The following is a 12,431-nucleotide window of genomic DNA, read 5'->3' on the forward strand; positions in this document are numbered from 1 at the left end:
ATGAAAAAAAAGACACAGGTGTATGATAGAAGTTATAGTTACAATAGTCACAATTTTAGGAGGAGTAGTTACTTTGCTTTCATATTTCTCGAAGGAAAAAGTCAGAGTGACAATCTGCTGTACAGAGAGTACATTGCTGACGCAAAAACCTAAAATACCTGGAATTACTGTCTTTGTACAGTATGAAGATACGATACCGGTTGAAAATCTTTGGAGAATATGTTATACGTTAGAGAATACGGGAAATAGAAATATTATTGGTGAAGGTGCCCAATCTTCTTTAGTGGCTAAAGGGGGCGGACTTCCATTATATACGAAAAATGTAAAAAAGATGATTCAATTATCAGCTACGGACAATAATATGGTAGAGTTGAGAGATAATATGTTACATTTTAAACAGTGGTTGCCGGATGAGTGTATCACAATTGAAGCTTTGGTGGAAAGCTCGGGTGAGAATCCTGAATTATATATTGATGAACATGACATCATTAACTCTAAAGTAATTTTTAAGAATAGTACTAATAGATGAATATAAAATAAATAAAACCATGAAAAAGATTTTTTCTCTTCTCTTTTTGCTTGTTACTTGCATTGCTCAAGCACAAAATGTTTATCGCACCGATAAAGATATATCTTATGTCTCTGGTTCCGAAACGGACACCTATCGTCAGGAGCGTTGTAAACTGGATATTTATTATCCTGAAAACAAGAAGGATTTCTCAACTATCGTTTGGTTTCATGGCGGTGGTATGGAAGGTGGAAATAAATTTATTCCCAAAGAATTGAGAGAACAAGGGTTTGCAGTAGTGGCGGTGAATTACCGTTTGAGTCCGAAAGCAAAGAATCCGGCTTACATCGAAGATGCAGCTGAAGCTGTGGCATGGGTTTTCAAGAATATTGAGAAGTATGGTGGTCGTAAGGATCACATTTTTGTTTCCGGTCATTCTGCGGGAGGTTATCTTTCGTTGATTCTGGCAATGGATAAAAAGTACATGGCAGCATACGGAGCAGATGCCGATAGTGTAGCTGCTTATCTTCCGGTGAGTGGTCAGACGGTGACACATTTCACTATTCGTAAGGAACGCGGTTTGCCTGACGGTATTCCGGTGGTTGATGAGTATGCTCCGGTAAATAAGGCTCGTAAGGAAACAGCTCCTCTCGTGTTGATTACGGGGGACAAGCATCTGGAGATGGCGGCAAGATATGAAGAAAATGCGTTGCTGGAAGCTGTCTTGAAAAGTATAGGTAACAAGAAAGTGACTTTGTACGAAATGCAAGGATTCGATCATGGTCAAGTACTCGGTCCGGCATGTCGTCTGATTGCAGATTATGTGAAGAGATTCAAATGATATATTGTTCTGGCAGGAAGTCAGATATATGTGGTATGAATTTACCACATATATGGTATTTACCCTGAACAGAATCCGCACTATCTTTGTCATATATTAAAACAAGAGAAATTTAAAACAGATATATATGGAAAAGATAGCAAGAAAATTGACGGATTTGGTAGGTAATACTCCGTTATTGGAACTTAGTAACTATAATACAAGTAACGACCTGAAAGCTCGTCTGATTGTAAAGATTGAGTCTTTCAATCCGGCAGGAAGCGTGAAGGACCGCATAGCATTGGCTATGATTGAGGATGCAGAAACGAAAGGAATTTTGCATCCCGGAGCAACTATCATTGAACCGACCAGTGGAAATACCGGTGTGGGATTGGCTTTTGTTTCAGCTGCTAAAGGCTATAAACTGATTCTGACGATGCCCGATACCATGAGTATCGAACGGCGTAATCTTCTGAAAGCTTTAGGTGCGGAATTAGTATTGACTCCTGGTGCAGATGGTATGAAAGGAGCCATTGCCAAAGCTGAAGAACTGAAAGCGGTCACTCCGGGGGCAGTCATCTTACAACAATTTGAGAATCCTGCTAACCCCGCCATGCATTTACGGACTACCGGTCTGGAAATATGGAGAGATACCGAGGGGAAAGTCGATATCTTTGTGGCCGGAGTAGGTACTGGCGGGACAGTTAGCGGTGTAGGGGAAGCGCTGAAGATGCGTGATCCGAGTATAAAGATCGTGGCAGTAGAACCTTCTGATTCTCCGGTACTCTCGGGAGGAAAACCAGGTCCGCATAAGATTCAGGGAATCGGTGCAGGGTTTGTTCCTAAAACGTACAAGGCTTCTATCGTAGATGAGATTATTCAGGTGCAGAATGACGATGCCATTCGTACGAGTCGTGAATTAGCCAAACAGGAAGGTTTGTTGGTAGGCATATCTTCAGGCGCAGCCGTATATGCTGCTACGGAACTGGCGAAGCGACCGGAAAATGCAGGGAAAATGATTGTTGCATTATTACCCGATACAGGCGAACGTTATTTATCTACCATTTTGTATGCTTTTGAGGAATATCCTTTGTAATAATGCCGCTTTCCTTCAGATAAAAACAACCGCTCCTTTGGACTCAAACGATTGTCTTTTTTTTGTAGACATACGGTCGTTTGGATCAAGAGGAGCGGTTGTTTAAATTTGGTTGAACAGTCTCAAACGGCTGTTCAACCGGTTAGATGATAATTTGAGTTCACCACAAAGTAACGCAGTGTCTCATAGAGTTATTGTCTGGAGTGTATATATTAATAATGCGCATTTATTTATAAATACCTACTTATAAATGCCTACTTATAAGTAATAGTCAATACTTGATTTCCGCATTGCATACGGAAATCTCCTTGTTCCAGTACCCATTGCCCGTCGGAATTGACAAAAGCCAAGTCGCTGCCTTTGATGGATAGAGTGACAGTTTGGGTTTCGCCCGGTTGCAGTTCCACCTTTTTGAAAGCTCGTAACCGGCGGTTTTCGGGAGTAAGCGAAGCCACAAGATCACTGCTGAATAGCATGACAACTTCTTTTCCGGCATATTTACCGGTATTAGTTACATCTATGGAAAAGTGCAAATCATCTCCTGTGGTAAACGAAGATTTGTCCGTTTGGAAGTTGCTGTATTCGAAAGTGGTGTAGCTCAATCCGTATCCGAAAGGCCATTGAACGGAGACTACTGCATTGTAGTCATAAGCTCCTTCCATTTTGTCCATCTCTTCACTCACCCGATAATCGTAGGTAGTCAGTGCTGCTTCGTGTCGCGGATATGTGTAAGGCATCTTAGCGCTGGGGTTCACGTCTCCTGCCAGAATGTTCGCTAATGCATCGCCACCATAGTTTCCGGGTAATAGAATGTCAATAACAGCATCAGCCAATGGCTCCAACTCGTTGATAATGCGGGGACGACCCTCATTGAGTATCAGGATGATCGGTTTTCCTGTAGCGGCAAGTACCTTTACCAGTTTGCTTTGGTTGGCAGAGATGGCAAGTTCGGAAAGATTACCGGGTGTTTCGCAATATGAATTTTCACCGATGCAGGCGATAATAATATCCACGTTGCGGGCGGCAGCCACAGCTTTCTCAATTTCCGGTTCATTTTCTTCCATGTAAGCACCTTCGGGTTTGTAGGTTACGCCCTGTTCCAGACGGACATGATCGGCTCCGAATTTGTTGCAGATTGCTTCGTAAATGGTGTTATATTTGTCGGCAAATCTGTCGGTCAGATGTCCTTGCCATGAATAGCTCCAACCGCCGTTCAAGCAACGCATAGAGTTGGCGTTCGGACCGGTTACCAGTAGCTTTTTCCCTTGAGGAAGCGGAAGAATATTATCTTTATTTTTTAGCAATACTTCCGATTCTTCGGCTGCATGAAGTGCGATAAGTGCATGCTCCTTGCTGCCGAAGAGAGGATAATCTTTCAATAAAGTGTTCGGATGATCGAACAGACCCAGACGGAATTTAAGTCTAAGCACCCGGCGGACGGCATCGTCAATACGGCTCATAGGCACTTTCTTCTCTTGCACTAACTCTTTTAGTAGTGTACAATAATTGAGATCATACGGTTCCATAGCCATGTCTATACCTGCATTGATTGCCATTTCGATGGCTTCTTTCTTGTTTTCCGCCACATGTTCGCGGGTATAAAGATTGTTGATGTCCGCCCAGTCGGTGATTAACATTCCGTCCCATCCTAAGTCTTCTTTTAGCCATTGTGTAAGGAGTTCGCGGTCGGCGTGCACAGGCTTTCCGTTGATGGAACCACTGTTGACCATTATAGTCAGTGCACCTGCTTCCACACAAGCCTTGAACGGTGCAAAACATTTCTCACGCAGTTCGGAAACCGATATATAAGCCGGTGTGCGGTCTTTACCGGTACGTGGCATGCTGTATCCCATGTAATGTTTCACGGAGGTGGCGATTCGGTCGGCGGGAATATGGTTAGGATCATCTCCTTGGAAGCCTCGGACAGCAGTGCTGCCCATAATGGCATTGACTAAACAGTCTTCTCCATAATTTTCCCATACACGTGGCCAACGGGGATCGCGTGCCATATCGACGGTGGGGGAGTATGTCCAGGGACAATTGCTAGCCCTTGTCTCATAAGCTGTTACACGTGCCGCTTCGTAGGTCAAATCCGGATTGAAGGCAGCACCCATATTGATATTTTGAGGAAAGAGTGTGCCGCCCAATGTATAGGTAGTACCATGATTCTGATCCAGACCGTAGATACATGGAATACCAATCTCCGTCATCGACAGTTCTTGTATTCGACCGATAATCTCGTTCCACTTTTCAGGGCTTTGTGCTACCGGGCCGGGAGCATTGAGAAACGAACCTACCTTGTATTCAGCAATCGCTTTGTGGAGTTTTGCCTCGTCCAATTGGAATTCTCCATTTATCGTCTCTCCTAATACATCAATAGCAAGCTCGGTCATTTGCCCTATCTTGGCGTCAAGATCCATTTTTGATAGAAGCTCTTCCACTTGTTGTTCTATTTTTGCGTCTTCAGGAATGGCAGTGGGAACTGCCTGTTTGGAACAGGCAGTCATTGCGATAGATGCGGTCATTAATATAATATTTCTTAGTTTCATTATGATTTGTTTTTAAGTAGCATCGTTTATGTAATCTGTCATTCAGAGGGATTTAACCCGAAGAATGACAGATACTTATGGTATGAATGATTTTTAAACTTACTTAGGAACATTATTTCACGGTTACCAGGTCTACATAATAGCCATGACCCGTACATAAGAATCCGTCTTCAGTTTGAATCTTATTCAGTATCTCTTGTGTCAGTACCAGTGTGTATTCACCGTTTTCCGAAAATTCTATCTTATCTGCCAGGCCAGTCCACCAACCTGTGGCAAGTTGCATCTGATGATATTCGGCAGTAGGTTCTATGGAGTAGACTACTTTCAGTGTTGATCCGGCTGTGATACCGGCAAACACATCTTTTGGAATCAGACCGAAACTCTTGTTGGGGTCACCGTCCGGCTTATCCCACGAAACGTAATGGTGTCCTGACCAAAGTGTTATTTCGGTAGATACGGTCACAGTCTGTTCGGTAGTCGTAGCATTGTCGTTCAAGAACTGCACAGCCTCTCCGCTACGGGTTTTGCCTGTCAGCGTATAGCTTCCATCAGACAAATCCGGACAAGTCAGCGTAACTTCCGTAGAAGATTGATTGCTGAATTGAGACACCGTCTGTCCGCCGATAGTTAGAGAAGCGATGTTTTCAAGATTGATACCGGAAATGGTCCAGTCCACGTTGGCAGTAGCCCGGTTAGCCCCCGAAATGACAAGGGAAGTATTGGTCACTTTCACCATGTCGGCTCCATATTCATTGCCGGCGGCATCTTGCAGAACGATACGGTAATCGCCTTCGCTTACGCCTGTCGGAACGATGTATTCCAGATAGTTCTCGTCTTCCGATTCAACATAAGTAGGATTGGTGATCGTGTTTCCTCCCAAGAGGATGGCTGTTACGTTCTGTAAATTACTGCCATATAAACGGGCAGTCTTACCGGGAGATACAATTCTCTCAAAAGCTACTTCTTTAGATTGAGGGTCATCAGCCAATGGATTGACCACCACCAATCCTTCACGGGAAGTCTTCTTCCCTTTCACAGTTTCCACTTCTATTTTCAAATTATACGTACCGGCTTTCAGACTACGGTTGATTTCTTTGTCGGAGTCGGTACCCGATTCTACTTCCTGTCCATCAATGAACCAGGTTACTGTGGTGTAATCTTTCGGAGTCACGGTCAGCGCGATGGATAAGTTCGCATCCCGGCTGATGTTGGCGAATGTAGCCAATTGGCCGTTCGTTCTGTCAGGGAATACCGGGGCAAGGATATGCGGATCATCATTTTCCGTCACCGTAGCGAACGGTTCTTCCTCGGTGCATGCAGTAAATGTGGAGCCTACAGCGAGTAGGGCAAATAGTGCAATATATATCTTTTTCATAATGGATGATTGTTTAATAGTTAGTTTTCAGTATCCCACCACAGAAGGCTGTGCCAATTGTCTGTTCCTCCCATGCGCTCGATGGCTTCGTTGTAGCTCTTCTTATTATAGGAAGATTCCAATACAGGATAGCAGAGACGTACCGGAATTTCCGTTCCACCGGTGAGGTATTGTCCGAACCCATATTCTGCCGGTGATTTCAACTTCGGATAACCGGAACGACGCACGTTTGCCCAACATTCGGCAGGATTGGTGAAGTGAAGAATCCAGGCCTGTGTATTGATAGCTTCAAGTTTCTGATTGTCCGTATGTCCGAACGTCCCTCTACCTTGAATGAATGCATCAAACTCTGCATCAGTAGTAGCCGTGCAACCGTAGTTGTCTGTCAGGAAATCCATAGCTGCACGCACTCCTTGCTTGTAAAGATCTTCTGCCGACACACTGCCGACATTCCATTTTTTCACGGTAGCTTCTGCCATCAGGAACTTCACTTCTGCAGAGGTCATCACTACGCCCGGATTGTCGCTTTTTAGGAAATTATTGGCAAGTTTGGGTTCCACTTCACGAGCCATGGTTGCTGTAACAGAAGGGTTGTTAACGGCTAATTCCTTACAAATATCGCTGTCGTATCCTGTAGGCCATGGCTCCCACGAGTAGGAACCCGGGTCGCGCGGACTGAAATCAATCCCTTTTTCAATCATCTCCTGGGTGATGTCGACACGATTGTCGGGACTGGTGGCACTCATCAGCCCGTCATAATAACAACGGGAAATTTTGAATGTACGAGGATCACCGGAATTGTATAACTGATTAAAGAAAGTGGAACAGAGGTAACTTGGATTATTAGCGGGGTCGTTGCCGAACAATAACTGTGACAATGAATTTCCGCGATAATCAGAGTAAGCTTCTTGTCCGAAACTAAATGCGATTGTCATGTATTTGATAAGCGCATCGCTTGAGGCGTCCGTTATCACACCCCCATTGGCAGCTAAAGCATTTTCAAATTCCGTTTGTGCCTTTGTAGGATTGACATTGGAGATTCGCATGGCAAAACGTAGGCGAAGCGAGTTTGCCAGTTGTTGCCATTTAGTTACGTCACCGGCATAGATGAGGTCACCTGTCACTTTATCTTTGGTCGGATCGATTTTATTGATGGCATCTTCCAGCTCCAGAAAGAAAGCGTTGTAAATATCTTCCTGTTTGTCATACTTCGGATTGAACTTTCCTTCGAGGAATCCCAGGCCGGCTTCACTGAAAGGAGCGTCTCCGTAAGTGTCGGTGATGATAGACATAAGATAAACCCGATAAATGCGGAGCACAGAGTTGATGTTCACTTTCTCTGCATCTTCGGCTGTGCGATATTGAGCATCAATGATATTCTTCAGGGATTGAGTGTAGAACGATGTCCAGATACGGCTCATTTCATTATTGTCTAGCGTATGGCGTCCACCGTAGTTGGTGGTGTTCCAACATCCCATCAGTTGTTGGGTGAATGCATAATGGTAGTTACGGTAGATTTCCATCATACTAAGGTCTCCGTACGTTTGCAGTTGGGCAGTGGTGAGCTGCGCATTCGGGTCGATGGTAGCGGCCTTGGAAGGGTCGGTATTCATGTTTTCCATGTATTCATCGCTGCAAGAAGCGAAAAACAGGGCACATGCCATCGTGATGATTGTGATGTATTTAGATTGTCTCATGATATATCTTTTTAGAATTTCACATTTACATTAAAACCATAGCTTCTGCGTGAAGGCAACGAACCGTATTCAAGTCCCATACCGGTGGTATTGTTGTAGTTGGAATCCGGGTCGATATTCGGGATATTCTTCCATACGATGAACGGATTGCGGGCAACGAACGAAACGGTCAGTCCGCTTACTACATTCTTCAGCCAGGATTTGGGTACATTGTAACTCAACGTCAGTTCACGGCATTTCACGTATGAGTTGTCGTAAATAAACATAGAAGGTGCATTACGGCAAACGCTCATCCAGTAGTCTTCCGGATTGATGTAGATGTCGTTGGGACGATATGTTCCATCACCGTTGTCGATGACACCCGGAGCAACGAATCCGCCTGTCGGCTTCCAGTTATCGGCTCCTTTCGCAATGCCGGCTGCCAATCTTTCTTCTTCCGAGCGATACCAGGCGTCGCGTCCTGCCAGTGTCTCCGGACTTTTACCCGATTCGTAAGCAGCACGGGCAGACATAGAATAGAGGTCGGCACCTACTTTCACATCGAATACCGCTACCAGCGAAAGATTCTTGTAGGTAAAGTTGGTGAGCAATCCACCTGTCCAGTCCCAAGAGGCATTACCCAATACGTGGTTGCTCTTGTCATATTGCGGCAGACCGGTTTGCGGGTCAATCAGAATATCTCCCTTTTCGTTCCGTTGGAAGTCCGGGCCTACAATAGAACCAAAGTTCTCGCCTACCTTAGCGGCTACCTGAACGTCGAGCCAAGATGCTTTTTCCAGTTCAAACATATCCGATTCGCCATCCAGTTCTTTTACTTTGTTGCTGTTTTTGGAGAAGTTCAGATTAATGTCCCAGGAAAAATCGCGTGTTTGAATCGGTCGTGTGCTAAGGGCAATCTCAATACCTTTGTTTTCTATCTTGCCGGCATTAATCAAGCGATAGTTGTAACCGGTTGTCCAGGAACTTGCCATTCCCATAATCTGGTTTTTACTGATTTGAGAATAGTAGGTGAAATCCAGTCCGATACGGTTCTTCAGGAATTTCAATTCCAATCCCATTTCCACGGAGTTTGTTTTGGTTGGTTTCAAGTCTTTGTTGGGGATGGTTCCGTTATCGATATATCCGATGGTATATCCGGGATAAGCATATTTGGATTTCGTATAGACGAGTCCCAATTGATAAGGATCGGTATCGCTACCTACTTGCGCCCATGACATACGCACCTTTCCGTAAGGCAGGAGGTCGCCCAGTTTTGTCAGCTCGGAGAATACAAAGCTGCCGGAGAAAGAAGGATACATATACATGTTGTTGCCAGTGGGAAGGGTAGACGATTGGTCGCCACGCAACGTAGCATCGAGGTAAAGCATGTGTTTCCATCCCACGTTCACTGCTCCGTAAACCGAATTAATCTGCTTGCGGTAACTGCCGGGCACTACACTGATCTCGTTGAAGCTCGTCAATGAAGGGACATCGCGTATCTTCATGTCTTGAGCGGTGGTAACGGTGGTCTGGTTGTTCACCTTATATACATTGCCGCCTAACGTAGCGTTGAAATCGAAATCACCCCAATGGTTGTTGTAGAGAGCCAACACTTCAAAGTTGTACATGCGGTTGCGGAAAGCACTGTTTTGAAGTCTTCCGGCTTCGAATCCGGGAGTGGTAGGTGCTTTGTAATCATCGAACGTGAACCAGTTGAGTTCGGCGCCCAATGTTGCTTGAAGTTTCAGATGTGGGTCGATGTTCCATACGGCCTTGCCGTTCATGCGGAACAAATCTTTTTTGGATTTATTGAAGTTCTTATAGATATCCCAGTATGGATTCACGTTGTAGGGATCCATACCGTTCCAGTTGGAATATTCGCCGTCGGCAGTTTGATAGGTTTGCAACCATTCCTGGTCGTAGGTGGTGGCAAGGGTCATCAGGTTTTTACCGATATTGGACTTGCTGTCGCCCAGAGCCGGACGGTTCTTCACGTCTTCCCGTGTATAGTTGACGCTGAAATCCAAGTCTACCTTTCCTGCAGACGTATTGGCGCGCAGGTTGAAAATGTCACGGCTCATGTGTGTCTGGGGAACAATGTCTTTATTGCGCATGTCCGTATAGGTAAAGCGAATTCCGGTTTTTCCGCTGTTCACACCTATGATGGCGGAGTTGGTGGCGGTGATACCCGTGCGGAAGAAGTTGGACGTATTGTCGGGGACAATGAGGAAAGGGCGTTCCACGCCGTCGAAATACTTCAGCATGTTTGAACCGTCCGCTTTTGGGCCCCAACTTTTGTTTGTGTTGGATATGGCATCATAGCTATAAGTACCATTGCTTCCCATACCGTATATCTGTTGCACTTCGTCCCATTTGGCAAGTTGGGTATCGAAAGTCAGTGTTCCGTTATATTCCACGCTGATTTTATCCTTGTTGGCTCGCTTGGTTGTAATCAAGATAACACCGTGGCTGGCACGGCTACCATAAAGTGCGGATGCCGCAGGGCCTTTCAATACCGACATGTTTTCTACGTCATCGGCATTGATGCTCGAAATACCGTCGCCCAAGTCGAAGCCTCCGTTTGTGCCGGCACTGCCGAAATTAGTGTTGTCCAAAGGTACGCCGTCCACTACATAAAGAGGTTGGTTATTGCCGGTCATTTCGGTACTGCCTCGCAGAATAACGCGCGTAGAACCGGAAGGACCACCGGCGGTCTGGCTGACTACCAAGCCCGGCACACGTCCTGCCATGGAGTTGATAAGATTCGTCTCTTTCGCTTTGGTCAAGGCTTCACCTTTCACTTCATCAATGCCGTAGCCCAACGCTTTGCGCTCTCTCTTGATGCCAAGGGCGGTGACTACCACTTCATCCAATGCTTTGGCATCCTCTTTCAAGGTGATGTTCAAAGGACCTCTTCCCGCTTTTACTTCTTCGGATTTATAACCCACGTAGCTGACAACGAGCGTAGCTCCCGTTTTTACATTCAAACTGAAATTTCCATCCAGATCGGTAATCGTTCCGTTGGCAGTTCCTTTCTCCACTACGGAAGCCCCAATGATGGGACCTGTGGCATCGCTCACTTTTCCGGTTACCTTGTTGCTTTGTTGTTGAATAGCCTGGGAACTTGGTTCCGTTGCTGCATACACTTGCTGGAAACCTCCCGCCATCCAAAGGGCGAGTGTTCCGCAAAATAGTAGATACTTACATTTTTCCATATTCATAGCATGTATATTTAAGATTCCTATAATATTTTCACCCAGTCGATGTACATCTTCACTTTCTGACCGTCTTTCAGGCCCGTCAGTTTATTAATGTTAGTAATTCCTGTAAACGCACCTCCCACGGCGAGGTTGAACAGGATGTAGAAGTTGTCGTGGAAGTATGTGTTCGAGCTAATGTCGAACGTATGAAACTTGACGTTGTCGATGGATATTGTCAGGCTGTTTTCATCCCAATCCAGAGAGTAGGTGTGATAATTGCCGTCTTGCAGGCTGTTGGCAACATTGGCTTTGTAGTATTGCTGTTCGTGAGCCGCTGCGCTGGGGCCATAGTGAATGGCGGTGTTCACTTGTTTTTCCGAATCGCCCGCAGCCATTCCGCTCTGTTCTCCCATTTCCATAATATCAATCTCCCCGCATGCCGGCCATTCTTTGTCGTTATCTCCCATCATCCAGAACGCAGGCCACAGTCCGCCGTTAGTCTTGGGAAGCTTGATGCTTGCTTCTATCTTGCGATACTTGAAACTCTTTTTCCCTTTTGAATTGATCCTGCCGGAGTAGATTTTATTCCCTTTGCGTTCGGCGGTAAGAATCAGAACCGATTTATCCCCGTCCTTTCCTACTGATACATGGGCGGCATCGTATGCCTGAAGCTCTTGATTGGTCCAACCGGGTTCATGAGTTTCTTTCGTCCATACTTTTTCGTCGAAAAAGTTGAAATCGTCTTTAAAAAGAATGTCTTGTGGATTTTCCTCCGGTTCCGTTCCAACAGAATCCGACGAACAGGATTGTTGCGCGAAGCAAACGGATAAAAATAGGAATAGTGCTACTTTTTTCATCGTTTTAGCATTTTAAAGGTTAAACGTAATATGTGCTTTATACTTGTAAAGCTTGGTGCAAAGATGCTAATATCCGGCTGAAACGATGGTCAGATTGCTGACATATAAGGTTTGATTGCTGACAAATCTGCTGATTTTTATCGAACGGACGTTATCTTACCCATTCTTTTTCGAAGATTGTTGCTATACAAGAATGAGGTAAATGATAATTTTGCGGAGTGCCCTGAAAGGGCTTAATTATATAGCGTAGGGCAACGCCCTACGTAAAAACGGCAATCTGAATTTGCGCCCTGAAAGGGCATAATTGTATATAGTTCCGCCCTTTCAGGGCTTGTGGCTGGTGTGTTTTT

At 45.2% G+C, this 12,431-nt stretch carries 8 protein-coding genes; 3 read left to right on the forward strand and 5 right to left on the reverse strand.

Annotation, left to right across the window (positions count from 1 at the left end):
* Window positions 1-22: 22 nt before the first annotated feature.
* The 3 genes from LPH68_RS15680 (at window position 23) to cysK (ending at window position 2,424) form a co-directional block, all read left to right on the forward strand.
* Window positions 23-529, forward strand: a complete 507-nt coding sequence (locus tag LPH68_RS15680) for a hypothetical protein (protein ID WP_008641340.1) — start codon at window positions 23-25, stop codon at window positions 527-529.
* Window positions 530-548: 19 nt separating this feature from the next.
* On the forward strand, window positions 549-1,349 hold the full coding sequence (locus LPH68_RS15685) for an alpha/beta hydrolase (RefSeq protein WP_008641339.1): 801 nt from the start codon (window positions 549-551) through the stop codon (window positions 1,347-1,349).
* Between the two features lie 127 nt (window positions 1,350-1,476).
* A complete protein-coding gene (gene cysK, locus LPH68_RS15690; RefSeq protein ID WP_004317446.1) occupies window positions 1,477-2,424 on the forward strand; it encodes a cysteine synthase A in 948 nt (315 codons plus the stop codon).
* Between the two features lie 254 nt (window positions 2,425-2,678).
* Here cysK and LPH68_RS15695 read toward each other — a convergent pair whose 3' ends face one another.
* The 5 genes from LPH68_RS15695 to LPH68_RS15715 all read right to left on the reverse strand — a co-directional run bounded on the left by LPH68_RS15695 (window position 2,679) and on the right by LPH68_RS15715 (window position 12,081).
* Window positions 2,679-4,973 carry a glycoside hydrolase family 3 N-terminal domain-containing protein gene (locus LPH68_RS15695; protein WP_230296976.1) on the reverse strand — a complete coding sequence of 765 codons (2,295 nt, stop codon included), beginning with the start codon at window positions 4,971-4,973 and terminating at the stop codon, window positions 2,679-2,681.
* 112 nt (window positions 4,974-5,085) lie between these two features.
* Window positions 5,086-6,348, reverse strand: coding sequence for a hypothetical protein (locus LPH68_RS15700; RefSeq protein WP_118418256.1), 1,263 nt, complete (start codon window positions 6,346-6,348; stop codon window positions 5,086-5,088).
* Between the two features lie 20 nt (window positions 6,349-6,368).
* Window positions 6,369-8,045: a SusD/RagB family nutrient-binding outer membrane lipoprotein gene (locus LPH68_RS15705; protein WP_118418257.1), complete on the reverse strand. Its 1,677-nt coding sequence runs from the start codon at window positions 8,043-8,045 to the stop codon at window positions 6,369-6,371.
* Window positions 8,046-8,056: 11 nt separating this feature from the next.
* Window positions 8,057-11,245 carry a SusC/RagA family TonB-linked outer membrane protein gene (locus LPH68_RS15710; RefSeq protein WP_151936436.1) on the reverse strand — a complete coding sequence of 1,063 codons (3,189 nt, stop codon included), beginning with the start codon at window positions 11,243-11,245 and terminating at the stop codon, window positions 8,057-8,059.
* A 20-nt stretch (window positions 11,246-11,265) separates the two neighbouring features.
* Window positions 11,266-12,081, reverse strand: a complete 816-nt coding sequence (locus LPH68_RS15715; RefSeq protein WP_074908648.1) for a family 16 glycosylhydrolase — start codon at window positions 12,079-12,081, stop codon at window positions 11,266-11,268.
* Window positions 12,082-12,431 lie beyond the last annotated feature (350 nt).

It is taken from the genome of Bacteroides sp. 1_1_30 (assembly GCF_020982715.1).
GTDB classification, from domain to species: Bacteria; Bacteroidota; Bacteroidia; order Bacteroidales; family Bacteroidaceae; genus Bacteroides; species Bacteroides xylanisolvens.

Bases quoted from the DNA above. Each gene is read 5' to 3' on its own strand.
- LPH68_RS15695 (WP_230296976.1), bottom strand. From the start codon at position 4,973: ATGAAACTAAGAAATATTATATTAATGACCGCATCTATCGCAATGACT.
- LPH68_RS15680 (WP_008641340.1), top strand. From the start codon at position 23: ATGATAGAAGTTATAGTTACAATAGTCACAATTTTAGGAGGAGTAGTT.
- LPH68_RS15685 (WP_008641339.1), top strand. From the start codon at position 549: ATGAAAAAGATTTTTTCTCTTCTCTTTTTGCTTGTTACTTGCATTGCT.
- LPH68_RS15715 (WP_074908648.1), bottom strand. From the start codon at position 12,081: ATGAAAAAAGTAGCACTATTCCTATTTTTATCCGTTTGCTTCGCGCAA.
- LPH68_RS15705 (WP_118418257.1), bottom strand. From the start codon at position 8,045: ATGAGACAATCTAAATACATCACAATCATCACGATGGCATGTGCCCTG.
- LPH68_RS15710 (WP_151936436.1), bottom strand. From the start codon at position 11,245: ATGAATATGGAAAAATGTAAGTATCTACTATTTTGCGGAACACTCGCC.
- LPH68_RS15700 (WP_118418256.1), bottom strand. From the start codon at position 6,348: ATGAAAAAGATATATATTGCACTATTTGCCCTACTCGCTGTAGGCTCC.
- cysK (WP_004317446.1), top strand. From the start codon at position 1,477: ATGGAAAAGATAGCAAGAAAATTGACGGATTTGGTAGGTAATACTCCG.